Genomic DNA, 23,311 nt, shown 5'->3' on the forward strand with positions numbered 1-23,311 from the left:
TCACACCTCCGGTCGTGGCGGCCTCCTCACCGCCGTGACCGGCCGACCGCGCCGCGCGCCACCACCGCCGCACACAGCAGGGCGGGCAGCGCCGCGACCGCGAAGCAGGCGGCCGGCGACAGCCGGTCCACCAGCAGCCCCACCAGCGCGGTGCCCACCGAGGACCCCGCGTTGACCGCGGTGTTGACCCACGCACCCGCCTGCGTGCGACTGCCCTCGCCCACGGACTCGTCGGCGACGAGATACGCCGTGGTCAGGGCCGGTGCGACGAACGCCCCGGCCGCCGCGACCACCGCGACCAGCACGTACACATCGGGCGACAGGCCGGCCACGGCCATCGCCAGCCCGAGGCCGGCGGCCGGTACGGGCAGCCGTACCCGGTTCGACGCACGCCAGGAGACGGCGCCGTGGGCGAGCCCGCCGACCGCGCTCCCGGCGGAGAGCGCGGCCATCACCCACGCCACCGCCGCGCCCCGGTGGTGCTGCTCGGTGAACGCCACCACCAGCAGATCCAGGGCCCCCAGACACAGCCCCACGGCGGCCGCCACCACCGCGGCGTGCCGCAGCCCGACGACGCCGAGCAGCCGCTGCGCGCGGGGCGCACCCCGCGGTGCGACGGCCTTCGGGGCCGACGGCGTCGTGCCGACGTCGCGCACCACGGGCGAGGACACCAGCGCCAGGGTGCCCACCAGCACGAGTGCGGCACTGATCGCGACGCCCGCCGCGGGCACGGCGAACCCGATCACCGCTCCCACCATCAACGGCCCGGTGACGAAGAGCAGTTCCTCCGCGACGCCGTCCAGGCTGTAGGCGCGCTGCAACAGTTCCCGCTCCGGTACGAGAGTGCTCCACAGGGTCCGCATCACGGGGCCCAGCGGCGGAGTGCAGGCGCCCGCCGTCACGGCGAGCGCCCCCAGCAGGAGCGAGGAGGTGCCCGGCCGCCAGGTGGCGTACGCCAGGGCGGCGAGCAGTGCCGCGTAGACACCGGCCATCGGCGGCAGGGCCCGGCGCGGCCCGTACCGGTCGATCAGCGTGGCGCGGGCGGGGGACAGGAAGACACTGGTCGCCCCGAACAGGGCCATGACCGTGCCCGCGACGGAGTAGGAGCCGGTGGTGTCCTTCACCGCCAGCATCAGGGAGAGGGAGACCATCCCGTACGAGAGCCGCCCCAGCAGTGCGGAGCCGAAGGTGCGGGAGGCATGACGGGTACGCAGGACGGCGGCGTACGAAGGGGCGCGCGAGGGCGCGGGCGAGGGTGAAAGCACAAGGACATTCCTCAGTCGGGCAGCGCTGTGCACGGCACTGCGGGTACGCGGGGACACCGAAGGGCCGCACCCGGTGGGACGGGGTGCGGTGAGGGCGGAGTCCTACGCACGGGAGAGGAACATGCCGGTCAACGTACCAGGGCGAGTCGAGCCCCAGAAAGGGTGTTCCAGCGGAGGGGCGATGGTCGAAATCCGCTGCTCGTCGGCTGGCTCGACACGCAGCGCGCGGTCGCCCGCTGGAAGTGCGAAGGGCTGACGGAGGCGGACGCCCACCGGCCCGTCCTGCCGTCCTCGCCGCTCATGACGGTGGCGGGTGTCATGTCACACCTCCGTTGGGCGGAGCACCTCTGGTACGAGGTCGTCCTGCTGGGCCGACCGGCCGTGGGGCCCGTGTTCGACGGGCCCGAGGACGCCGACATGATGGTCGAGGGCGTCCCGCTCGCAGAGCTCCTCGACGACTACGACCGGCAGATCGCGTTGTCGAACGAGATCATCGCGGCACGGTCGCTCGACGACGTGGGCCGGCACCCGGACTTCGACGCCTCGGCCGCGAGCCTGCGCTGGATCACGTTCCACATGATCGAGGAAACTGCCCGGCACGCGGGTCACCTGGACGCCATCAGGGAGATCCTGGACGGCGAGACGGGTCACTACTGACCGTGCTCGGCCGCTTCGCCGGCCCGTACCGCTCGACGAGGTGCCGGATCTTGCCGACGGCGGTCGGCCGTGCCTCGGTGGTGAGGCACTTTCCGAACGGGAACGGCCCCTCCCCCGGGGGCATCTGGCTCCCGGTGGAACCCTGGTGGTGGTCGGCCTGTCCCGGGAATCGACCCCCGGTGACCGCCTGCTGGCTCTCGCTTCCGTTCCGCTGAACGCCGCCATGGCCGTGATCAAGGACAAGGGGCGCAAGGCGTTCCGCCCCGACTCGATGACCGCTGTGACCCGGCCGGCGGAGATGACCTTCGCCGACATCGTTCGCGAGGCGCGTCGGGTGTTGCCCGGTGCCCGGCTGAGGCGCAGGCTGTTCTGGCGCTACACACTCGTATGGCGCGAAGGCTCCGGCGAGCGCTGACCGCAACGAGAGCAGGAAGCCGCGCCGCACCGTGACGAGGAGAGGGAACGGACTGCGATGAGGAAGATCGTTCTGATGATGTCGATGTCCCTCGACGGCTTCATCGAGGGCCCGGACCGTGAGATCGACTGGCACCTCGTCGACGACGAACTGCACCGCCACTTCAACCAGCAGCTCAAGACGATGGGCGGCTTCCTGGACGGCCGGGTGACCTATGAGCTGATGGCGGAGTTCTGGCCGACTGCCGACGCAGATCCCGCGAATGCCGGACCTGTCGCGGAGTTCGCCGGCATCTGGCGGGACATGCCCAAGATCGTGTTCTCCCGGACGCTGGAGCGGGCCGACTGGAACACCACCATCATGCGCGCCGTCGACGTGGCCGAGATCACGGCTCTCAAGGCACAGCCCGGTGGGGACCTGGTCGTCGGAGGTGCCGGCCTCGCCGCGTCGTTCATGCGTCACGACCTGATCGACGAGTACCGCCTCTACGTCCATCCCGTTCGCATCGGTCGGGGCAAGCCCCTCTTCCCGGCGGAGGATGCCCGGACCCCCCTCCGCCTGACCGGGAGCCGGACCTTCGGCAACGGGGTCGTGCTCCTGCGCTACGAGCGCCCCGCGGCTGCTCCACCGGAATGAACTCCACGGGTTGCGACGGCGTCCCCGCCGCTCCGCCGGGCCTTGAGGGGAGTTCTCACCGTATAACTGCCGCACCGTCGAGAGAGCCGACGAACCGAAGAACCGAAGAAGCGGCGAAAGGACTGGGGCGATGACACTGGGCGTCGAGGACCGCATGGCCATCACGGAACTGATCGGCCTGCACGGGCACCTGGTCGATGACGGTGAACTCGACCGGCTGGAAGAGCTGTTCACCGCCGATGTCGTCTACGACGCCACCGATCTGGGGCACGGGGCGTTGCATGGTCCGGCGGCCGTCCGGGACGCGGCACGGGCGATGGGGGAGCGCGGCACCGTGGGGCACCACGTCACCAACATCATCCTCACCCCGGTGAGCGGGGATCAGGTGCGCGCCCGGTCCAAGGGGATCGGGACCAGGTCGGACGGCACGTGCGGAAGCGTGACGTACGAGGACCTGATCGTGCGTGGTGCGAAGGGGTGGCGCATCAGCCGTCGCAAGGTCGCCGCACGCCGTGCGCCGTCCGACGGGGACCAGCGACCCTCATGACATGTCACATGTGCTTGGCGCCGAGCACATGTGACATGTGCCCGAACATGCGGGCCGACCCGGACGTCGACGCCGACGGCGCCCCTCCCTTGACCGGGCGCCGTCGACCGGAAGGGACGCCGCCGGCCGGGTCCGGTGGCAGCGCGTCGGGCCGCGTCAGGCGTTCAGCATCCCCGACGCGTCGATGACCTGACGGATCGCCCGGCCGGAGGCCAGCTCCTCCATCGCCGCGTTGATGCCGGTCAGCGGCAGCGTGCCCGTGTGCATCTGCTCGACCGGCATCAGGCCCGCGCGCCACAGGTCCAGGAACCTCGGGATGTCACGGCGCGGGACCGCGTCGCCCATGTACGAGCCCAGCAGGGACTTGCCCTCGCCCGCGAACGCCAGGGCCGGGACCTCCAGTACCCGGTCGGGGGCGGGAAGACCCACCGACACCACCTTGCCGCCCCGGGCCACGGCAGTCAGGCACGTGGCCATCACCTTGGGGCTGCCCACCGCCTCCACCGCCAACTCCGCCCCGCCGCCGGTGAGTTCGCGGACCGCCTCGATCGCCTCGTCGGGGGCGTAGGCATGCGTCGCCCCCAGCCGGACGGCCAGCTCGCGCTTCTCCCGGACCGGGTCGACCGCGATGATCGGATACGCTCCCGCGGCACGGGCGCCCAGGACCGCGGACAGGCCCACGCCGCCGAGGCCGTGAACGACCGTCGACTGCCCGGGGCGCAGGGCCGCCGTGTTGATCACGGCACCCGCGCCCGTCAGGACCGCGCAGCCGAACATCGACGCCACGGTGAACGGGATGTCCTTGGGGATCACCACCACCGACTCCTGGGCCAGCACCGCGTGTTCGGAGAACGCGGAGACGCCCAACTGGTGGTGGACCGGTGTGCCGGAGGCGTCGGTCAGCAGTGAAGGGCCGTGCAGCAGCGCACCGGATCCGTTCGCCGCCGCCGCCCGGGCGCACAGGGCCGGCCGCCCCGCCGCGCAGTCGGCGCAGAAGCCGCAGCTCGGCACGAAGACCAGGGCCACATGGTCACCGGGGGAGACCCGGCCGACGCCCGGTCCGGTCTCCTGGACGACGCCCACCGCCTCGTGGCCCAGTGCCATCGGCAGCGGGCGGACCCGGTCGCCGTTGACCACCGACAGGTCCGAGTGGCAGAGCGAGGCGGCCGCGACACGGACCAGCACCTCGCCCTCGCGCGGGGCGCCCAGCTCCAGTTCCTCCACCTCGACCGGGCGGGTCTCGGAGTAGGGGCGGGCCGTCGATGTCCCGCGCAGCACCACCGCACGGGTCTTCATGCGCGCACCCCCGGACGCGGGGCGCAGCGCAGCACGTCGCGGCTCTCCAGCAGCGGGACGACCTTGCCGAGCACGATCTCCTGGAAGTGCGGGGTGGCGCAGTGCGTGGTGAAGTCGGCCTCGGAGGCGTACTCCTCGTACAGCACGATCGTCCGCGGGTCCTCGGTGCCCTGGTGCACCCGGTAGGCGAGGTTGCCCGGCTCCTGGCGGGAGGCGGTGGCCATGGTGTCGAGCAGGGGGAGGACGGTGTTCTCCTCGCCCTCCCTGGTGCGGTAGCGGGCGACGACGACGTAGGTCATGGGGGCTTACTCCTGGGGTGGTGCGGCGGGCCTCTTCAGGGCGGTGGGCGGGACCGGCGGCAGCTGGTCCCGGCGCAGGTGCCAGAGGCGGGGGTCGGACGTGGCGGCGGCGGCCGACCCGAGGGCCAGCGCGAGCGCCACGTCCGCGGGGGTCTCCACGAAACCCGCGGCGATGGACGGGGACATCGCGCGCTGTGCCTGCGCGCTCATCCGGGCGATGATCGGGGCGGGCATGATCTCGACCAGGTCCGGCGCCCCGCGCGAGATCGCGTCCGTGGAGCGGCGCAGATTGGACCGGTCGGTGACGAACACCTTCATCATCGTCAGCAGGCCGAGCGGGCGGCCCTTCTCTATCAAGGAGAGCCGGGTGCTGACCACGCCGTGCGCGCCCATGTTCTTGATGAACTCCAGCGCGCCCCGGTCCTGAGCCAGACCGGGGCTGCTGTCCACGTTCACGAACACGGTCTTCCCTGCCCGGCCCAGCGCCGGCACGACCTGGGGCAGTTGCCCCACCGCGAGCGAGGCGACGATGCACACCTTCGCCGGTGCGGTCAGGAACTGCCGCAGCGGCTGCGTGCCGACGACCGACGCGACGACCGGCACCTCGGCGAAGGCCGAGGCGAGCCGGGGGGTCGAGCACGGCACCGGACCGGGAAGGGGAGGGGGTCATGGCAAGGACCTGCCTGGGGAAGGAGGGTTCGCGGCTGCTGAGATCAGTTCAGCGGAGACGTACCGAATCGGCTGGGAAGGCCCAGTTTGCCAGGGTTGAGAATGCCCTCCGGGTCCAGGGCCTTCTTCACCGCGACGAAGGTCGCGAAGCTCGCCCCGAGGGATTCCTCCAGGTAGGGGCCGCGCAGCAGACCGCAGCCGTGGTGGTGGCTGAGCGCCGCCGCGTGCTTGATGAGCACGGCGTTGGCCGCGTCCCACACCGCGCGGTACCAGTCGCGGCGCGACTCGGGGGCGACGTTTCCGCGGAGCGAGAAGTAGACGCAGGCGCCGTCGGTGTACGCGTGGGACTGGTGGGCCGAGGCGGCCAGGGTGCCGTCCACCGACTGGATCGCGGCGACCACCTCGTCGTAGATCACCGGGAGGTCGGTCCAGGACGCGGCCATCTCCAGGGTGTCGGCGACGAAGCCCGGACCGGGCTCGAAGCCGTCGGCGGACTTGCCGACCAGCATCCGCTCGTCCAGCCAGCGCTCGAAGACGGCCCGGCTGTCCAGCTCGGGGCCGTACTCCTCGCAGACGTCCTTCGCGACCTCGATCGAGGCGTCGACGATGGCCGGGTCGCCCTCGTCGGCGATCAGCAGCAGGTTGGTCTCCGGGTGGCCGAAGTGGGTGCCGGACTCCAGGGCGTCGTACAGCCGCAGCACGGCCGGGGTCGCACCGCGCTGCATGATCCGGCGGCAGGCGTCCAGGCCCTCGGCGAAGGTCTGGAAGCCGAACGCGACGGCGTTCGCGTGCTTTGGCAGCGGGTGGACGCGCAGCCGCGCCGAGACGATCACACCGAGCGTGCCCTCGGAGCCGACGAACAGCTGGCGCAGGTCCGGACCGACCGCGGCTCGGGCGTAGTCGCCGTACGTGGCACGCGTACCGTCCGCGTGCACGACGTCGACGCCGACGACCATGTCCTCGATCTTGCCGTAACGGGTGGAGAGCTGACCGGCGCCGCGGCAGGCGATCCAGCCGCCGACCGTGGACACGGCGAAGGCGGACGGCCAGTGGCCCGTGGTGACGCCGTACTCCTCCTGGAGCTGCTTCTCGAAGAGGTCGCCGAACATGCCGGCCTGGACGTCCACGATGTTGGACTCGGCGTCGAAGCCGGTGATGCGGTTCAGTCCGCAGACGTCCAGGACGACGCCGCCGAAGACAGGGAGCGCGGCGCCCGTGACGTTGGAACGTCCCGCGGACGGGGTGACCGGGATGCCGGCCTCGTGGCAGATCCGCAGCACGGCCGCGACCTGGTCGGCGTCGGCCGCCTCGACGATCACGGCGTCCGGCGTCGCCGGACGGCCCTCGGTCTCACCGATCATCGAGCCGGCCCACCAGTCGCGGGTCCGGGTGACGACCTCCTCGCGGGAGGTGTGCACGGCGTGCGCGGCCTCGCGCAGCGCCTCGATCACGGTCCCGGGCACCTCGACCGGGTTCACCTGGAGGGCGGCCTCGCCGTCCCCGATCGGCGTGTTCTGCGCCCACTTGGCGAAGCTGGGAGCGCCGATCGTGTAGTTGCCCCGGTTGAACGGGTGGGTGATGGTCTGACGGCTGATCATGCTGCTGCCCCTTCGAGGAGTACGGACTTTTCGTGACGGACGGCTGCGAGGTACTCGGAGACCGAACGCTCCACCTCGGCCTCCGTGAGGTTCAGTTCCCGGCCGAGGATCGCGCCGACGGCCTCGGCGGCGTCGACGGACGCGTCCCGGGCGAACAGCCGGGCGCGCGTCCGGCGGGAGAGCACGTCGTCGACGGAACGGGCCAGTTCGGCGCGGGCCGCGTAGACGACCTCGGCCTTGGTGTACGGGAGTCCCGCGACGACCGGTTCGGCCAGCGCCGGGTCGTCCTGGATGAGGTCGCCGACGAAGCGGGCCTCGGTGCCGAAGCGCTCGCCGAGGTGCGCGGCGATGCCACCGGACGCGGCGACGGCCTCGGCGTCGTAACCGGCGCCGCCGAGCAGCGGAAGGTCGGTGGTGCGGCTCTTCCCCTTGCGGCCGAGGACCGCCATCACCTTGTCGATGACGAGCTCGCCCATGTGCCGGCTGGTGGTGAGCTTGCCACCGGTCACCGTCACCATGCCGGTGCGGCCGACGGTGATGTGGTGGTCGCGGCGCATGTCGAGCGTGGCGCCCTCCTTGCCGCCGACCAGCGGACGCAGACCGCCGATGGAGCCGACCACGTCGTCCGGGGTGAGCTTCCCCTCGAAGGCGGTGTTGGCGCCCTCCAGCAGGAAGTCCATCTCCTCGCGGGTGCAGTGCACATCGTCGGGGGAGCCCTGGTAGTCCTCGTCGGTGGTGCCCAGCACGACGCTGTTGCCCCAGCGGGTGCAGGTCGCGCGGCGGGCCCGGCCGGGGATCGGGACGGTGACCGTGCAGTTGATCCTGACCTTGTCCCAGGGCACCACGATGTGGACGCCCTTGGCGGGCCTGACCTGCGGCTTGTGGCCGTCGTCCGCCTTCGCGTCGAGCTCGTCGGTCCATACGCCGGTGGCGTTGACGACGGCCCGCGCGCGGATGTCGATGGTGTCGCCGTCCGCCGAGACCCGGGCGCCGGACACCTTGCCCCTCTGCATCAGCAGACCCTCGGCCTTGGCGCCGTTGAGGATCGTCGCGCCGAGCGCGGCGGCGGTGCGGACGATGGTGAGGACGAGCCGGGCGTCATCGGTACGGGCGTCGAAGTACATCAGCCCGCCCTTGAGGTTCTCCGCGCGCAGCGTCGGCGCCTGCGCGAGGACCTCCGGCACGGTGAGCCGCTGGTGGAGCTTGCCGATCCGCCAGCCGCCGACCAGGTCGTACGTCCACAGCAGGCCCTCGAAACCCTTGGCGAGGCGGGCGTCGAAGATGCCCTCCTTCTCCAGGATCGGGAAGAGGAACGGCAGCCGGTGCACCAGATGCGGGGCGTTCTTGCGGAAGCGGTGGCGCTCCAGGAGCGAGTGGCGGACCAGGTTGACGTTGCCCTGCTCGATGTAGCGCAGGCCGCCGTGCACCATCTTCGAGGACTTCGACGACGTCCCGGAGGCGAAGTCGTCCTTCTCGATCAGTGCCGCGCGCAGACCGCGCGAGGCCGCGTCGAGCACGGCGTACGCCCCGGTGATGCCGCCGCCGATGACGAGCACGTCGTACGTGTCGTCGGCCAGCCGGCGCTTGAGGGCCGCCCGGTCGAGCAGCAGGGGCGTTCGGCGGGTCGCCGCGGCGCTGCGCCGCGGTTTCCGGGCGGGCATGGTGATCACAACATCAACTCCTGGTGTTTCGGTGCGGTGGCCGCGTGGTCGGGTACGGGCCACCGGGGCGACGGTCGGGGGCCGTCAGTGGGGGGTGTGAGGTTCGGGGTCCTTCAGGGGGAGGAGCGCGGGGTCGTCCAGGTGGGCGATCAGCACGTCGCGCCAGGCGGCGCGCTGTCCGGCGCGTTCGGCCGCCGTGATCGAGGGCTCGAAGATCCGGCCGTGCGGCTGGGCCTCGACCACCTCTTCGAGCGAGGACCACAGCCCCTGGGCGACGCCCGCCAGATAGGCGGTGCCGCGCAGGCTCGCGGTGGCGGAGTCGGAGACCCGCTCCAGCGGCAGACCCGTCAGATCGGCCTGGATCCGCATGAGGGGGTCGCTTCCGGAGACCCCGCCGCCGACCCGGAGCCGGGTGAACGGCGTGCCCATGGTGTCGGCGACGCCGTCGATCAGGTCGCACACGGAGTGCGCGATGCCCTCCAGCACGGCGCGTGCGAGGTCGGCGCGGGTGGTGGCGAGGGTGAGGCCGGTGAGGGAGGCGGTGGCCTCCGGGTGCCAGACCGGCGTACGGACCCCGGCGAGCGCCGGGACGAAACGCGGGGTGCGGCCCGGCCGGGTGGGGACCCGGCCCGCCTCCTCACCGAGCTCCTTCGGCGATGCGAACAGCCCCAGGTCGTCACAGAGCCAGCGCAGCGCCGAACCCGCCGTGGAGGTGTAGGCCTCCAGGCTGTAGTGGCTGATGTCGCCCTGCCGCCGGCCGGGCTGGGCGAGCACCCCGGAGATGTCCGGCCGGGGCAGGGCGGGCGTGGTGCCGGTCGCGGCGTCGACGAAGGCGCCGGTCCCGTACACGCACATGCCCTGCCCGGCGGCGAGGCCGCCGAGCGCGACGAGTGCGGCGTGCTGGTCGCCCATGGAGGCGGCCAGCGGGACGGCGATGCCGAGGGCCGCCGGGTCGGTCGTACCGAATCCGGCGTCGTCGGAGCGGAGTTCCGGCAGCAGGTCGAGGGGGAAGCCGAGATGGTCGATCCACTCCTCGTCCCAGGCGTGCCGCTCCAGCAGATAGCCGCCGGTGGAAGCGGCGTTGGTCGGGGTGGTGGCGTGCACGGCGCCGCCGGTGAGACGCCAGATCAGCCAGGTGTCGACGGTGCCGAAGAGCAGCCGGCCGTCGCGGTGCGCGGCGGCCACCGCTGGGTGTCCGGCGATCTGCCGGGCGGCCCAGAGGAACGGGGCGCGGGCGCCGACCGGCCGGCCCTGGCGGGCCAGCAGCGCGGCGTCCCACTCCGCCTCGTACGAGGTGAGCTCGTGTGCGTACCGTCGGTCCTGCCACACCACCGCGGGCAGCAGTGGCTGCCCGGTGACCCGGTCCCACAGCATCGCGGTGGCCCGCTGGGTGGAGAGCGCGACCGCGGTGATCTCGATGCCCTCCTCGCGGGCCCGGCCGACGGCCCGGCGCGCCACCTCGACGGTGGCGGTCCAGATCTCCATCGGGTCCTGCTCGACCGAGAGGTCGTCCGGATGGCTGACCTTGATCGACCGGTAGAACACCTCGTGCGCGGCGCCCGAGTCGAGAACGACTCCGGCCCTGGTGCCCGTGGTGCCCTCGTCGATGGACAGCACGCCGCGCCGTGGGGCGGCGCCGGGGAACGTCTGCGTCATTGCAGCCCTTTCATCGCGAGCATCGCGAGCTGTGCGGAGGGATACGACAGGGGGAAGGGACCATCGTGTGGTGCGACAGGCCCGGCGGCGGGTCAGCGCGCGGTCGCGGAACGGGCGGTTCGCTCCTCGGCGGCGTCACGGTCCTGCCCGACGGCCTCGTCGGGGGACGCGGCCTTCGTCGGGTCCCACTTGATCGCCAGACAGGTGATCAGTCCGAGCAGCGGTACGACGGAGAGCACCAGGAAGGTGTCGGCGAGTCCGAGCGAGTCCTTGATCTGCGGGAAGACGTACAGCCCGACGACACTGCCGAAGCTGCCGACCATCCCGGTGACCCCGGTGCCGAGCGCGCGGACATCACTGCTGTACGAGAGCGCGGCGATGGACTTGCCGTTGGCGCCGGGGCCCGACGAGTGGCAGAGGATGAACAGCACCGGCAGCAGGAACGCCACGGCCGTGGGCACCTTCTCGAAGGTCAGCCCCATCGCGAGCAGCGCGACGAAGACGCCGGCGAAACCGGCGGCGGAGCTGAGCCGGAGCCCGAGCCGACGGCCGAAGTAAGCGGACAGCAGGCCGCCCGCGATACCGAAGGCGTTGAAGACCATCGAGCCGATGGTGGCCTTCTCGAAGCTCTCGCCGAAGATCGTCAGGCTGATCAGCGGGAGGTACCAGCCGACCGCGAAGTACTGCATCGACTGTCCGAGCGAGATCACGGAGGAGAGGATCGTGCGCGGCAGGTACTCGCCCTTGAAGAGCAGCCCGGCCTGGCGGAAGCCGATGGCGGGTGCCTCGGTGGCGGCGCGGGTCGCCTCGTCGGGCCTGCCGGCGACGGCCTTGATCCGGTAGATCTTGTCCAGGTTGACGACGGCCTCGTCCAGCCGGCCCTTGCTCGCCAGCCAGGTGGGGCTCTCCTTGAGCATCAGCCACTGGCCCACGAGCAGCGCGGCGGCGACGACCGAGGCCGAGCCGACCGACCAGCGCCAGATGTCCGCGCCGACGTCCAGGTTGAAGAAGAGCAGGGCGAGCGCGAGGTTGCTGGTGGTGGCCACGTACCAGACGGCCTGCCACAGGTTCAGCCGGCCGCCCAGCTTCGCGGGCGTGTACTCGGCGAGCAGCGCCATCGCGACCGCGAAGTCGATGCCGTATGCGACACCCACCAGTACCCGGCCGAGCCAGACGACGGTGAAGTCACCGGCGAAGGCGGCGAGCAGGGCGCCCGCGATGGCGAACACCTTCGCGATGAGCAGCGGGGGAACGCGGCCGATCCGGGTGGCGAGCCAGCCGCCGAACGGATTGAAGATGATCGCCAGGGCCGGAGCGGTGGCCGTGAGGATCGAGACCTGGGTGCTGGTCAGCTCCATCTGGGACGTCATCGGTCCCAGACCGGCGCTCAGCGCGGCATTCGAATAGGCGTCGAGAAACAGCCCGCCGAACACGAGAAACCAGATGACTTGCGCCCGGCCGGTGATCTTTCCCAGCCCATCGATGAGCGCAACGACGTCGGCGACGCCTTTGACGCTCGGACGTTGTGCCATGAATCCGCCTTCGAGGAAGACCCATCGGCGGCACGGGGAGCACAAAAAAACAGGCATGACGAAACCACCGACAGGTGGTCTATGTCTGTGCCTGTCAAAACACTGCGGAAAGCGCCGCAGCACGTGAACTGCAAAGAATGCGAACTACGCAGTGAGGTTAAGAACGAGTCAGGAGAAACGTCAAGGGTTTCCGGCAGGTTACCTAAACGTGACGCGGGGCTCGGCGGTACGGGTGGTGCCCCGGCGGCCTCGACGGCGCCGAACACGCGGACGACGGCCGGGAGGCGGGCGACGGCACGCTCAATGGCGGGGTGGTGCGTGGTCCGCACCACCCCGCCGTGACGATGTCCGTCAGCGACCGGCCTGCAGTGCCGCCCAGGTGGCCGGCCCCGCGATGCCGTCGGCCGTGAGTCCCCGGCTCGTCTGGTAGCCGCGCAGCGCCGTCGCCGTCGCCGGGCCGAAGCTCCCGTCGATGTCCACCGTCGAGCCGAGCGCCGCGGTCAGTGAGCGCTGGAGCCTCTTCACCGCCTCGCCCGATTCGCCCTGCTGGAGTGTCGTCGCCGCACCGGCCGACAGCAGCGTGGTCCAGGTCCTGGCTCCGACGACACCGTCGGCGTCCAGCCCGTGGGCGGCCTGATACGCCGTCACCGCGCTCTGCATGGCGGGGCCGAAGCTGCCGTCCACCGGGACCACCGGGTGTCCCTGCTCGCCCAGCAGCTGCTGAACGGCCTTGACCTGGGCACCCGTGGAGCCGCTGCGCTGGGTCGCGTACGCGGTGAAGCTCAGTCCGTCCCTGCTGTCGCCGCCACCGGTGGACCCGCCGACCAGCTCCATGTAGCGCGTCCAGTCCCAGTACGGCCCGGGGTCGGTGTGGTCGTTGCCCGGCGCCTCGCTGTGCCCGATGATGTGCGCCCGGTCCTTCGGGATCCCGTACCGGTCGCACAGGTACTTGGTCAGGGCCGCCGACGAGCGGTACATCGTGTCCGTGAACCAGGACGGGTCGTCGATGAACCCCTCGTGCTCGATGCCGAGCGCCGAGGCGTTCGCGCTCCGCGCGTGGTACGCGGTGTCACTGTCACGCACCATCTGGGTGATCTCACCGTCGAAGGAGCGCACCACGTAGTGCGCGCTCACCTCCGCCACCGGGTCCTGGAACCAGTTGATCGAACTCGCGTACGAGCCCTGGGTGACATGGACGATCACCTTGTCGATCTTCGCCGAGCGGCCGACGGTGAAGTTGTTCGCGTCGGCCGGCACCCACAGCGCCGACGGATAGTCGGGGCTCTGGGTGCGCACCTCGGTGGCGGTGAGCGAACCCTTCTGGGGCGAGACGGGGCGGCCCGTCACCGAGATCCGCTCGCCGCCGGGGACGACGGCGTCGAGCCCGTCGGCCAGGAGGGTGTAGACGGTGTCCGCGTAGAGGGCCGCGGCGGGCCCCTGCGTGCCGCTGTACCGGGCGACGGCCGGGTACCAGGCGTTGATGTCGTCGCGCTCCCGGGCGTCGAGGCCCAGCGTGTCCGCGTAGCCCCGCAGCACCGCGGCGCCGCCCAGGATGTTGGCCGCGGTGTCGCCGCGGAGGGCGGCCGGCGGCTTGCCGGTGAGAGCGGCGGCCCGTTCCAGCGTCCGGTTCAGGGGGTTGCTCACCAGATGCATCACTCCGTAGCCGTTCGCCTGGCTGGGGCGCCCGGAGTGGCCGTCGAGACGGGTCTCGCCGTATCCGACGGCGGCGAGCAGATCACGCGGTACGTCGTACTTCGCGGCCGCGCGTGCGAACGCCCGGTTCATGGGATGGTCGTCGGGCTGAGCGGCGAAGGCCGGGGTGCTTGCCGCGGCCAGCGCCGTGACGGTGAGGGCCGCTAGGACGGATGCGCGTGCCCTTGTGTGGACGGCTGCTCGTCTGGGCATACCTGCTCCTGCTCTGTGGGGGGAGAAGAACGGCCCCCGGGCCCGAGTGGGGTGGGCCGAGGGGCCGAAGCCCGCACAGCGTATCGATGTGTCCAGGGCATGACAATCATCTGCTGGTGTGTCGAACTGCCTTTCACCCGGACGGGGTTGGAACGCACGCCGGGCCCCCGCCCGACGACCGCTTCGGCGGCCACCGGGCGGGGCCGGGCCGGTGCGCTGTCCTACCAGCGGTCGCGGTGGATGACGTCCGCCACCGGGCGGCGGCTGACCGGACCGAAGTTGCCCTGCGGCCACCCGACCGGAACGGCGGCGAAGGTGTGCATGTCCTCAGGAATACCGAGGGCCGCCTTCCACTCCTGCTCCAGCATCAGGTGCCAGATGGTGATGTTCGCCGCGAGCCCCAGCGCGCGGGCGGCGAGCAGGATGTTCTGCACACCCGGATAGACGCAGGAGCCCTCGGCGAGCGCCTGGAAGCGTGTCCCGGTGTTCGCCATGTGCGCGGTACCGGCCGGACCGAGTGCCTGCGCGGAGGCCAGTAGCCCCTCCTCGTCCAGACGCGGCTCCGGGAACCGGTAGCAGGGCACGATCAGCGCGGGTGTGTCGGCGAAGTGGTCTCGCTGGTACTCGATCGCGGCGACCATCCGGCCGTACGCCGCGTCGTCCATGCCCTTGGGCGCGTACTTCCCGGTCGTCGCCAGATAGGCGTCCACGCACCGCTTCCACAGTGGCGCGAGACGCGCCATCACCTCGCGGTCGGTCACGACCACGTACTCGTAGCACTGCATGTTGCCGCCGCTGGGACCCCAGACGGCGGCCTGTACGAGCTGCTCCAGCATCTCGTCGGGCACCGGCTCCGGCTTGAGACGGCGCATGGCCCGCATGGTGGACATCGTCGCGAAGAGCGCGGGTTCATCGGTTCCGGCCCCGGCTATCGGCATGTCTGTCGTCATGATCGCGGAGTCTACGGGCGAGGCCCGGTGGTCCGCCCAGGAACGACGCGAGGGTGGGGCCGACCGGCGGCCGGTCGACCCCACCTTGTGGCCCGCGGTGTTCGCGCGGGCCCGGCGGTCAGTGCCCGTTGTTGCTCGGGGCGTTGACGTCCACCCGCACGACCTGCGGGTCGTGGTCGCTCGCCTGGTCGGCGAACTCCGCGTTGATGTGCACCACGTCGTAGTCGAAGCGACGGACGCCGGGGCTGGTCAGGATGTGGTCCAGCGTCTGCGAGTTGCCCTCGTACACATAGCTGTACTGCTCGCTCGCGGGCAGCGTGGTGATCAGCGGCTTGAGCACCTTGCCACTGGTCAGCGCGTCCATCGTCGGGGAGAAGGCGAAGTCGTTGAGGTCGCCGAGCGTGATGATCCGGGCCGAATCGTCGGCGGCCAGCAACGACTTGACGAAGGTGTTCACCTCCGTCGCCTGCTTCGCACGCTTCGTCTCGGAGCTGCGCTTCGGCTCCTGGTAGCGGCCGTGCAGGGGCTGGTCGCCGCCCTTGGACGTGAAGTGGTTGCCGATGACGAAGACCGGCTTCCCGTGGAAGCGGAACTCTCCGACGAGCGGCTTGCGGCTGTCCGCCCACGCGTCGCTGGTCGGGGTGATCCGGCCGGGCGACGCCGAGAGCGTCACTCCCTTCTTCGTCTTCACCGCGGTCACGGCGGTGGTCGCGTCGCCGCCCGCGCGGTCCACGAAGTCGACCCTCTTCGGATTGAAGAGGAAGACGTTGCGGATGTTGCCGCCGGGTTCGCCGCCGTCCTTGTTGTTCTCGGGGGCGATGTACCGCCACGTGTACCGGGGACCGCCCGCGGCGACGATCGCGTCGGTGAACCGCTTCAGCGTCGCCTCGGAGCCGACCGTGCCGTCGTTCACCGCACCGTTGTCGTCCTGGATCTCCTCCAGCGACACGATGTCCGGGGAGGAGAGGTTGACCGCGACGCCCTCGGCGAGGGTGTCGAACTTGGCCTGCTCGTCCAGCGCGTCCAGGTTCTCCACGTTGTACGTGGCGACGGCGAGCTCATTGCCCTTCTGCTTCCGGGTGACCTCGCGCTGCAGGTGGTTGTCGGTGAGCGTGCCGAGTTCGGTGGCCTGGAGGTTGTAACCGCCGAACGACGCGTAGTCCATGACACCGGTCGTGGCTCCGGACAGCACGTCGCCCACGTCGGCGACGGGGACCGGCTTGGCCGGGTCGAGCGACATCACCTTGATACGGCCGGCGTTCTGGTCGTTGTACGAGGAGTACAGCGTGCCGCCCCGCCCGGTCCGGTTCTCGTCCGGCTTGACGGTCACCCAGACCTCGTCGTACGCGGTCGTCGCACCCGTCACCCGCGTGTCGGAGATCTGGACGCGGGTGCCTTCGAGCGACTCGTAGAGGTCGAGGGCGTACGCCGAGGGGTCGAGGGCCAGCGAATCGATCGAACCGCCGTCCGCCGAAGGGGCGTAGGCGTCCGGTACCGAGGCCGCGTCGAGCACGACCGGGGCCGGCAGCGCGTTGCCCGAGGACAGGACCGTCGTCTTCGGGGCGCTGATCTCGGTGATCGACTGGGTGGTCGTCGACGGGTAGTACTCGTCCACCTTGCCGCTGACCAGCACCGAGTCGCCCACGGCGACCTCCGGAGCGGTGGAGCCGGTGAAGACGAACACGCCCTCGCTGGTACGGGGATCCGCGTCCGGTGCGGTGTCCTGGATCCAGAAGCCGCGCGAACCGGTGGTCCGCACGCCGGTGACGATGCCGGGCACCCCGGTCACCTGCCGACCCTTCAGCGGCGACACCCGGGTGGTGCCCTGGATGTCGTGGATCCGGACGGTGCCGGGTTCGGTCGGGCCACCGGGGTCCACCGGGCCGGAGCCGCCGGATGTCTCACCGGCCGAGTTGACCGGCGTCGGGTCACCGGCGGTGAAGTCGGCGGCGTTGTCATCGGTGTCGGCGAGGGACGCACCGCGGGCCACCGAGAAGGTGTTGGACGCTCCCGCGGCCGGGCCGCTGCCCTCCCGTACGACCGCGGAGCCGTAGCCGACGAGGTCCACGATCCGGGTGTCGGCCGCGCAGTCGGCAGCCGTCTTGCAGGTCAGCGGGGTCGTGCCGGAGACGAGCGCGACGGTTCCGCCGCCGGCCGCCATGGCGACCGTGCCGGTGGCGTCCGGCGTCGGCAGCGCGACGGTGCCGCCGGTGCCCGCGGCCTGGGCGACGAGATAGCGGCCACCGGGGGCGATGGAACCGGTCAGTGCGGAGACCTGCCACAGCGATCCGGCGGAAGGGGCGGCGGGCAGGTACTGGACGCTGAAACCGGACAGGTCGTAACCGGCGGAGCCGGCGTTGGCCAGCTCGATGAAGTCGCGGCTGAGTGTGGCGCCCGAATTGCCGCCACCGCCGTACACCTCGGAGATCACGGCGGTCGAGGACGGAGCCGCGAATGCGGCGGGCAGCGCGGTGGCCGAGAGTGTGACGGCGACGGCGCCGGCCAGCAGGACGGAACGGGGTCTGGATATGCGCACGGTGAGTTGCTCCCGAAGTGTGGTGAGGGCAAAAACTATGCGCGTAGAACCGGCCGTGACAAGACATCAGAAGTTAATTCCAGAAATCGCTCCGGCGGCCTGAAGGCGTTGCGGGGGAGCGGCGAGGGGTGGGAGGCGCTGAGGCGCGGCGGTGTCTTCCGGCCACCATCGGCAGATGGTGGCCACCCATCGGGGGTCCGGCCCGTGGTGGGTCCCGTGGCTCCGACTCGACGTGCAACCAAGGGGTTGCCTATGGTGGAGAGGAAGGCAGGGGGCGAGCGGGTGAGGGTGGTCCCGATGGCGGCGATGGACGCGATATTCAGGGCGCTCGCCGATCCGAGCCGCCGGGAGCTCCTCGACCGGCTCGATGCGCGGGGTGGCCAGACCCTGCGCGAGTTGGGCGAGGGGCTGGGCATGAGCCGGCAGGCGGTGAGCAAACATCTGGCGGTGCTGGAATCGGCGATGCTGGTCACCGTCGTGCGCCGGGGGCGGGAGAAGCTGCACTACCTCGACCCGGTGCCCATCCAGGAGGTTGCCGACCGCTGGACCGGCCGGTACGGACGCCACCGTCCGGCCGCACTGTCGCGCCTTGAGCAGAGCCCGGAAGGAACGGTCATGGGCAAACCCGAGTTCGTCTACGCCATCTACATCCAGACCACCGCCGAGCATCTCTATCAGGCGCTGACCGACCCCGAGTCCATCAAGATCTACATGGGTGGATACGGCCCCGAGTCGACCTGGGAGGTCGGCGCGCCGGTGCGGTGGAAGATGGATCCGGACGGTGAGTTCGAGGAGGTCGGCCAGCGCGTCCTGGAGGCGGAGCCCGGTAGGCGGCTCTCGTACACCTGGCACACTCTGCAGCCCATGCACCGTCAGATGTTCGACTTCGCCTCGGACGAGGAGTGGGAGAAGGCTGTCCGGGAGCGGTCGAAGGTGACCTTCGACATCGAGCCCGCAGACGAGCCCGAGCTGGGGATCAGGCTGACGGTCACCCACGACGGGTTCGACAGCCCGGAGAGCAGGATGCTGGAAGGTGTCAGCGACGGCTGGATCGCGATCCTCTCCTCGCTCAAGACCCTTCTGGAAGGCGGGAGGTTCCTCGACGAGCCGGCCTGACGCCGAGGTGCTCCGACACCGGTTCCGTTCTGGCGTGTGCGCCATCGGGCCGCCGGACGAGGAGCGCCCCCGACGGGCCCGGCCGCGACGCGGAACCGCCCGAAGGCGTCCTTGCCGAGGACGAGACCGAGGGGGACGAAGAGCCGCCGCGCCCGCGTCGCGGGACTCGCCCGGCGCGGACGGCTGAGGGGCCGTCCATGGAACGGACGGCCCGTCGGACGGCCGGTGCGCTCGGCGTCGCCCGGTGTCTCCTGTCGGAGGATCAGGCTCCGGGCACGCGGTCGAGGAAGCCGCTGACCGAGGCGATGCGTCCGTCCTCGGCGAGGGTCAGCACGTCCGACCCGGCGACGGGCGCCGAGCCGTCGGCGGTGGAGACCAGTTCCCAGCTGAAGCGCACGATGTCGTGGTGCCCGTCCGGGGTGCCGGTCGGCCGGAACTCGAAGCCGGGGAACTGCTGGTGGGCTCCGTTGATCGTGGCCGTGAGCTCCTCGTGGCCGCGCACGTCCGCCAGCGGGTCGGTGTAGGTGGCGCTCTCCGTGAAGGCGGCCGCCACGGCCTTCTCCAGGTCCTCGGGGGTGGCCGCGTTCCAGGCGACGAAGTAGCGCTGAACGGCGTCCTCGTATGCGGTCATCGTGCTGTCCTCTCCTCGCGTCCCGACCCCTGGGGCCGGGCTCCCGTGTGCAGGTGAGGAACACGATGTCCGATGGCGCGGAAAGCGTCGATTACCTCCGAGGTCATGGTCCGGGGCTCGGAGGTGAGGTGTCACATCACAAAAGGGCGGTGCGCAACTCCCCCGGCGCGAGGGTGCGTCGGCGCGGTGCGGCGAGGAGGCGGAGCGGGCGGAGGCGGAGCCTCGTCAGACCTGGCTGTCCAGGACCACGTGCATGGCCGCTTCCTCGGCCGATGCCGCCGCTCCGTCGATCCCGACGTCCTCGGCCGTCAGGGTGTCCGGCTCGTTGATGTCCAGCTGCCGGGTGAGCCGGCCGGCGCGTACCGTACCGACCTCCCCGTCCCACAGTTCGCCGTCACCGTCGGAGAGATCGCCCAGCCCGTCGCCGGTGATCTCGGAGACCTCGGGCAGCTCCCGGGCCAGGCGGCTCTCCAGCGGCTCGCCGCTGTGCTGCTCGGCGGCTGTGGTGCCCTGGTCCTCCACCACCCACGGCCGCTCGGGCGGGGAGTAGCCCTCGTCGAGCAGATCGGTCAGGCCCCGGTTGTCCAGGGTGTCCTCGATGTCGAGCTGCTCGGGGAGGTCGGAGGCCTCAGGCTGCTGGGGCTGGTAGACATCGTCTCCCATGTCGGCGTCCTTCATGGTGTGTCCCTTCCCGGCTCCTGGGTCCCGGTCACGCATGCCGCGCACGCGAACCGGAGGAAAGGGGGCGTATCTGTACTGTGTGCCCGAATGTCGTCGAACCGCCCGTATGGCTTAAGGATAAGTGGACCGGGCATGAACCCGCAGCCGTGGACCGTCGGCCGGGCGCGACGGGCCGGTCCGAGGGACGATGGAAGGTGCAGGAGAACGAGGGAAGGCGCGGGCGGACCTTGTCCCGCGCCGCCCGTATCGGGAGAACGGCCATGGATTACCCGGAGAGCTACCAGTTGGTATTTCAGGCGTCGGCCGTCGAGGACGACACGGTGACCGTCCGGCGTACGGAACAGTCGGGCGCGGGCGGGTATCCGATCTACGAGGACGAGACCGGAATCGTGCGCGCGGAGATCAGCGACCGCGGGGAGGTGCGCATGATCGCCAGCGGCGGACACCAGGTGCTGGGCACCCCGCTGGTGGTGCGGGAGCCGACCATCTGAACGCTCGTGCGGGGTGTGCCGTCAGCCCTCGGTCCAGCCGTGGTTCTTGGCGAACTGCAGCAACCCGCCCCGGATCTGCAGAATCTGAGCACCCGTCAGCGAGGGGGCCGACTCCAGCAGGACGTCGGTCACCGCCTTGGTGTACTCGGCCGCGCTGAGCACGTCGCACAGCGTGTCGTCGTCCGCGGATCCGGCGATGCCGACCGCGGCCGGCCGCGGGGGAGTCAGGGGCCTTCCGTCGGGGCCCTCGGCGAGCCGGACGGACGACGCCTTCAGCCCCCGTTCACCGTCCTCGATCTCGAACTCGACCGCCGTGCCCGTGTGCACATAGGACTCGGGGATCAGCATGTCGTTGACATGGAGGAACACATCCTCACCGCCGTGATCGGGTGCGATGAAGCCATATCCCCGTGCGCTGTCGAACCGCACCACGCGACCGGAAACCACACCAACCCCCAAGGAAGAACCGGGCCCCTCGCCCCTCGCCACACATGGCTCGACCGGAGAATAGCCCCGGGCGGTCGGACCGCGCGACCGGATCCCGGTAATCGCGGGGGGCTCACCTGAGCCTGCGGTCGGGCGGCGGCGCGGTCCCGGACGCGAGTGGGGAGCGGGCCAGCTCGACGCAGCCCACCGTGATCAGGGCGATCGCGACCAGTTCGGGCAGCACCCACCACCCGGTGCGCAGCTCCTCGCCGAAGAGTGTCACCCCGTAGAGGACGCTGATCAGCGCGTCGCCGAGGGTCAGCGGCGGCTGGACGGCGACCAGCATGCCGGCCTGGAGGGCGTTCTGGAGGAGGAACAGCGAGCCCACTCCGGCCACCACGGTGGCGTACAGTTGCCAGGACGTGAAGAGCGCCCCCGCTCCGCCGCCCCCTTCGAGATGCGCCATGGCGTCCTTCATGAGCGCGGCCGTGAGCGCGTACCCGCAGGCCGCGGCGAGGCCGAGCAGCGCGCCCCGGGGGTTGCCGCGCGTGCTCAGGGCCGCACCGATCAGCACGGCCTCGAAGATGCCGGTCAGGATGAGTGCGGGCACCCAGACGGCGCCGTGCACGGACGTGACGCCGCCACCCGGTGCCGCCGTGGCCATGCCCAGGGCCAGCCCCAGGGTCACCGCCGCCACCGCGTACCAGAGCGACCGGGGCAGCCGGACCCGCATGACGAACCCGGCCATCAGCAGCGTGGCCGGCAGTTCGATCACAAAGATCGGCTGGACCACGGCGATCGGACCGGTGGCCAGCGCCACGGCCTGGCAGACGGCGGCGACGATCACCAGGCCGATCCCGGCGAGCCACACCGGCCGTCGCAGCAGATGCCCGATCAGCGCCGGACGCATCGCCTCGCTGTCAGGCACGGTGCGGGCGGCGCGGCGCTGGAGGACGGAGGCCGCGCCGTTGCTGAACGCGGTCAGGACGGCGAACAGGACACTGATCACCCACCCATGATGTGGGCGGCGGGCCCGCGATCCCGGGTCCTGCGGTCCGGCGGCATGGCGGGACGCAGGGATCGGATCCCGGCCGCCATGCGGACCGAAGTCGTCCGCGATTCCCCGTAGCGTGCCGTGCATGTCAGCGAAGAAGACCCCCGTCGCGCCCGCCGTGCTCTCCCCGCGCGCGCTGGGCCGTGCCACGCTGGAACGCCAGCTGCTGCTGCGCCGGGCCACGATGTCCGCGAAGCGCGCCGTCGAGCATCTCGTCGGTCTCCAGGCGCAGAACACCAAGCCGCCCTACTACCAGCTCTTCGCCCGCCTCGACGGATTCGACCCGGCCGGGCTCGCCGGGCTGATGGAGTCCCGCGAGGTGGTGCGCATCGTCACCCTGCGCTCCACCATCCACCTGCACACCGCAGCCGACGCGCTCACCCTGCGCCCGCTGGTCCAGGCGGCGCGCGACCGGGAGCTCAGGACGTTCCGCAAGGGGCTCGTCGGAGTGGACCCGGACCGGCTCGGCGCGATCGCCAGGAAAGTCGTCGAGGAGCGGCCCCGTACCCCTCGGGAGATCCGCGAGGCGCTGCTCGCCGAGTGGCCCGACGCCGACCCGCAGTCCCTGGGCGTGGCCGCCCGCTGTCTGCTGCCGCTGGTCCAGGTCACCCCGCGCGGGGTGTGGGGAAGGAGCGGAGAGGTCGCGCTGACCACCGTCGAACACTGGCTCGGCAGGCCGTCCGGGCCGGTGCCCGCACCCGATGCCACCGTGCTGCGCTACCTCGGCGCCTTCGGGCCCGCCTCCGTCCGGGACATGCAGGCATGGGCCGGACTGACCCGAATGCGCGAGGTCTTCGAACGGCTGCGGCCACGGCTCATCACCTTCCGGGACGAGAACGGCGTCGAGCTCTTCGACCTGCCGGACGCCCCGCGCCCCGACGAGGACACCCCCGCCCCGCCGCGCTTCCTGCCCGAGTTCGACAATGTGCTGCTGGGCCACGCGGACCGTTCGCGCGTGATCCCGCCGCGGTACCGGGGGCGCAACGGGAACGGCAACCAGACGTACGGCACCGTGCTGGTCGACGGATTCCTCGCCGCGCTCTGGCGGTTCGGCGACGGGTCCGGGGCCCGGTCCGGTGCCCGGACACGTTCCGATTCCCGCCCGGCGGCGGCCCTGACCGTGCAGCCGCTCGGCCGGCTGAGCCCGGCCGAGCGCGACGCCGTCACCGATGAGGCCGTACGGATGCTCTCCACCATGACGAGGGCCGGGACGAACGCGGTCACCGAAGCGAACGGATACGCCATCCGGTTCGCGACGTTCGTCGACTTCGGGCCCTGAGCGGCGAACGG

Annotated in this window: 21 protein-coding genes and 1 pseudogene; 7 read left to right on the forward strand and 15 right to left on the reverse strand. The window is 71.2% G+C overall.

All coding sequences use genetic code 11. The annotated features are described in order from the left end of the window. Positions 1-26 precede the first annotated feature (26 nt). Positions 27-1,265: an MFS transporter gene (locus ACF1B9_RS16940; protein ID WP_391740598.1), complete on the reverse strand. Its 1,239-nt coding sequence runs from the start codon at positions 1,263-1,265 to the stop codon at positions 27-29. Between the two features lie 162 nt (positions 1,266-1,427). Between ACF1B9_RS16940 and ACF1B9_RS16945 the strand changes: the two genes are divergently transcribed. The 4 genes and pseudogenes from ACF1B9_RS16945 to ACF1B9_RS16960 all read left to right on the forward strand — a co-directional run bounded on the left by ACF1B9_RS16945 (position 1,428) and on the right by ACF1B9_RS16960 (position 3,520). Beyond that, the gene (locus ACF1B9_RS16945) at positions 1,428-1,922 is read left to right on the forward strand and encodes a DinB family protein (RefSeq protein ID WP_391740599.1); all 495 of its coding nucleotides are present in this window, start codon (positions 1,428-1,430) and stop codon (positions 1,920-1,922) included. A gap of 115 nt (positions 1,923-2,037) precedes the next feature. Continuing rightward, a pseudogene (locus ACF1B9_RS16950) lies at positions 2,038-2,337 on the forward strand (SAM-dependent methyltransferase); the annotation flags it as partial. 57 nt (positions 2,338-2,394) lie between these two features. Next, positions 2,395-2,973 (forward strand): dihydrofolate reductase family protein, encoded by a 579-nt coding sequence (locus tag ACF1B9_RS16955; protein ID WP_391740600.1) that lies wholly within the window; start codon positions 2,395-2,397, stop codon positions 2,971-2,973. Positions 2,974-3,103: 130 nt separating this feature from the next. Then, positions 3,104-3,520 (forward strand): nuclear transport factor 2 family protein, encoded by a 417-nt coding sequence (locus ACF1B9_RS16960; protein WP_391740601.1) that lies wholly within the window; start codon positions 3,104-3,106, stop codon positions 3,518-3,520. A gap of 156 nt (positions 3,521-3,676) precedes the next feature. Here ACF1B9_RS16960 and ACF1B9_RS16965 read toward each other — a convergent pair whose 3' ends face one another. The 10 genes from ACF1B9_RS16965 to ACF1B9_RS17010 all read right to left on the reverse strand — a co-directional run bounded on the left by ACF1B9_RS16965 (position 3,677) and on the right by ACF1B9_RS17010 (position 17,622). Then, positions 3,677-4,816 carry a zinc-binding dehydrogenase gene (locus ACF1B9_RS16965; protein ID WP_391740602.1) on the reverse strand — a complete coding sequence of 380 codons (1,140 nt, stop codon included), beginning with the start codon at positions 4,814-4,816 and terminating at the stop codon, positions 3,677-3,679. Then, the gene (locus tag ACF1B9_RS16970; protein WP_391740603.1) at positions 4,813-5,115 is read right to left on the reverse strand and encodes a putative quinol monooxygenase; all 303 of its coding nucleotides are present in this window, start codon (positions 5,113-5,115) and stop codon (positions 4,813-4,815) included. Before ACF1B9_RS16970 ends, ACF1B9_RS16965 begins: the two co-directional genes overlap by 4 nt. 6 nt (positions 5,116-5,121) lie before the next feature. After that, positions 5,122-5,760, reverse strand: a complete 639-nt coding sequence (locus tag ACF1B9_RS16975) for a glycerol-3-phosphate responsive antiterminator (RefSeq protein ID WP_391740604.1) — start codon at positions 5,758-5,760, stop codon at positions 5,122-5,124. Between the two features lie 68 nt (positions 5,761-5,828). Continuing rightward, on the reverse strand, positions 5,829-7,382 hold the full coding sequence (locus tag ACF1B9_RS16980; RefSeq protein ID WP_391740605.1) for an FAD-binding oxidoreductase: 1,554 nt from the start codon (positions 7,380-7,382) through the stop codon (positions 5,829-5,831). Then, positions 7,379-9,052 (reverse strand): FAD-dependent oxidoreductase, encoded by a 1,674-nt coding sequence (locus tag ACF1B9_RS16985; protein WP_391740606.1) that lies wholly within the window; start codon positions 9,050-9,052, stop codon positions 7,379-7,381. Before ACF1B9_RS16985 ends, ACF1B9_RS16980 begins: the two co-directional genes overlap by 4 nt. Positions 9,053-9,127: 75 nt before the next feature. Beyond that, complete coding sequence (locus ACF1B9_RS16990; protein WP_391740607.1) at positions 9,128-10,699, reverse strand: FGGY family carbohydrate kinase; 1,572 nt, start codon at positions 10,697-10,699, stop codon at positions 9,128-9,130. Between the two features lie 92 nt (positions 10,700-10,791). Beyond that, a complete protein-coding gene (locus tag ACF1B9_RS16995) occupies positions 10,792-12,231 on the reverse strand; it encodes an MFS transporter (RefSeq protein WP_391740608.1) in 1,440 nt (479 codons plus the stop codon). Between the two features lie 351 nt (positions 12,232-12,582). Further along, positions 12,583-14,136, reverse strand: coding sequence for an N-acetylmuramoyl-L-alanine amidase (locus ACF1B9_RS17000; RefSeq protein ID WP_391740609.1), 1,554 nt, complete (start codon positions 14,134-14,136; stop codon positions 12,583-12,585). A gap of 221 nt (positions 14,137-14,357) precedes the next feature. Further along, positions 14,358-15,086 (reverse strand): nitroreductase family protein, encoded by a 729-nt coding sequence (locus ACF1B9_RS17005; protein WP_391740610.1) that lies wholly within the window; start codon positions 15,084-15,086, stop codon positions 14,358-14,360. A 118-nt stretch (positions 15,087-15,204) separates the two neighbouring features. Then, entirely contained in the window at positions 15,205-17,622 is a 2,418-nt protein-coding gene (locus tag ACF1B9_RS17010) for an endonuclease/exonuclease/phosphatase family protein (RefSeq protein ID WP_391740611.1), read from the reverse strand. 306 nt (positions 17,623-17,928) lie between these two features. Here ACF1B9_RS17010 and ACF1B9_RS17015 point away from each other — a divergent pair, with 306 nt between their 5' ends. Continuing rightward, a complete protein-coding gene (locus tag ACF1B9_RS17015; RefSeq protein ID WP_391740763.1) occupies positions 17,929-18,738 on the forward strand; it encodes an ArsR/SmtB family transcription factor in 810 nt (269 codons plus the stop codon). Positions 18,739-19,000: 262 nt separating this feature from the next. On the opposite strand, the gene ACF1B9_RS17020 is transcribed toward ACF1B9_RS17015, so the two are convergent. Both ACF1B9_RS17020 and ACF1B9_RS17025 read right to left on the reverse strand, forming a co-directional pair. Then, complete coding sequence (locus tag ACF1B9_RS17020) at positions 19,001-19,369, reverse strand: nuclear transport factor 2 family protein (RefSeq protein WP_376216515.1); 369 nt, start codon at positions 19,367-19,369, stop codon at positions 19,001-19,003. A gap of 225 nt (positions 19,370-19,594) precedes the next feature. Continuing rightward, positions 19,595-20,047 (reverse strand): DUF5709 domain-containing protein, encoded by a 453-nt coding sequence (locus tag ACF1B9_RS17025; protein WP_391740612.1) that lies wholly within the window; start codon positions 20,045-20,047, stop codon positions 19,595-19,597. A gap of 263 nt (positions 20,048-20,310) precedes the next feature. Here ACF1B9_RS17025 and ACF1B9_RS17030 point away from each other — a divergent pair, with 263 nt between their 5' ends. Continuing rightward, positions 20,311-20,541 (forward strand): DUF6296 family protein, encoded by a 231-nt coding sequence (locus ACF1B9_RS17030; protein ID WP_391740613.1) that lies wholly within the window; start codon positions 20,311-20,313, stop codon positions 20,539-20,541. A gap of 21 nt (positions 20,542-20,562) precedes the next feature. On the opposite strand, the gene ACF1B9_RS17035 is transcribed toward ACF1B9_RS17030, so the two are convergent. Together ACF1B9_RS17035 and ACF1B9_RS17040 are read right to left on the reverse strand one after the other, a co-directional pair. Further along, positions 20,563-20,988: a cold-shock protein gene (locus tag ACF1B9_RS17035; protein ID WP_391740614.1), complete on the reverse strand. Its 426-nt coding sequence runs from the start codon at positions 20,986-20,988 to the stop codon at positions 20,563-20,565. A 112-nt stretch (positions 20,989-21,100) separates the two neighbouring features. After that, the gene (locus ACF1B9_RS17040; protein WP_391740615.1) at positions 21,101-21,976 is read right to left on the reverse strand and encodes a DMT family transporter; all 876 of its coding nucleotides are present in this window, start codon (positions 21,974-21,976) and stop codon (positions 21,101-21,103) included. Between the two features lie 130 nt (positions 21,977-22,106). Between ACF1B9_RS17040 and ACF1B9_RS17045 the strand changes: the two genes are divergently transcribed. After that, positions 22,107-23,300 carry a winged helix DNA-binding domain-containing protein gene (locus ACF1B9_RS17045; protein ID WP_391740616.1) on the forward strand — a complete coding sequence of 398 codons (1,194 nt, stop codon included), beginning with the start codon at positions 22,107-22,109 and terminating at the stop codon, positions 23,298-23,300. Positions 23,301-23,311 lie beyond the last annotated feature (11 nt).

Source organism: Streptomyces sp. NPDC014727 (assembly GCF_043083485.1).
Lineage (GTDB): Bacteria > Actinomycetota > Actinomycetes > Streptomycetales > Streptomycetaceae > Streptomyces.

Excerpts from the sequence above, each read along its gene's own strand:
- ACF1B9_RS16955 (WP_391740600.1), top strand. The coding sequence starts at position 2,395 with ATGAGGAAGATCGTTCTGATGATGTCGATGTCCCTCGACGGCTTCATC.
- ACF1B9_RS16960 (WP_391740601.1), top strand. The coding sequence starts at position 3,104 with ATGACACTGGGCGTCGAGGACCGCATGGCCATCACGGAACTGATCGGC.
- ACF1B9_RS16965 (WP_391740602.1), bottom strand. The coding sequence starts at position 4,816 with ATGAAGACCCGTGCGGTGGTGCTGCGCGGGACATCGACGGCCCGCCCC.
- ACF1B9_RS16970 (WP_391740603.1), bottom strand. The coding sequence starts at position 5,115 with ATGACCTACGTCGTCGTCGCCCGCTACCGCACCAGGGAGGGCGAGGAG.
- ACF1B9_RS16980 (WP_391740605.1), bottom strand. The coding sequence starts at position 7,382 with ATGATCAGCCGTCAGACCATCACCCACCCGTTCAACCGGGGCAACTAC.
- ACF1B9_RS16990 (WP_391740607.1), bottom strand. The coding sequence starts at position 10,699 with ATGACGCAGACGTTCCCCGGCGCCGCCCCACGGCGCGGCGTGCTGTCC.
- ACF1B9_RS16995 (WP_391740608.1), bottom strand. The coding sequence starts at position 12,231 with ATGGCACAACGTCCGAGCGTCAAAGGCGTCGCCGACGTCGTTGCGCTC.
- ACF1B9_RS17000 (WP_391740609.1), bottom strand. The coding sequence starts at position 14,136 with ATGCCCAGACGAGCAGCCGTCCACACAAGGGCACGCGCATCCGTCCTA.
- ACF1B9_RS17005 (WP_391740610.1), bottom strand. The coding sequence starts at position 15,086 with ATGACGACAGACATGCCGATAGCCGGGGCCGGAACCGATGAACCCGCG.
- ACF1B9_RS17015 (WP_391740763.1), top strand. The coding sequence starts at position 17,929 with ATGGACGCGATATTCAGGGCGCTCGCCGATCCGAGCCGCCGGGAGCTC.
- ACF1B9_RS17020 (WP_376216515.1), bottom strand. The coding sequence starts at position 19,369 with ATGACCGCATACGAGGACGCCGTTCAGCGCTACTTCGTCGCCTGGAAC.
- ACF1B9_RS17025 (WP_391740612.1), bottom strand. The coding sequence starts at position 20,047 with ATGAAGGACGCCGACATGGGAGACGATGTCTACCAGCCCCAGCAGCCT.
- ACF1B9_RS17030 (WP_391740613.1), top strand. The coding sequence starts at position 20,311 with ATGGATTACCCGGAGAGCTACCAGTTGGTATTTCAGGCGTCGGCCGTC.
- ACF1B9_RS17045 (WP_391740616.1), top strand. The coding sequence starts at position 22,107 with ATGTCAGCGAAGAAGACCCCCGTCGCGCCCGCCGTGCTCTCCCCGCGC.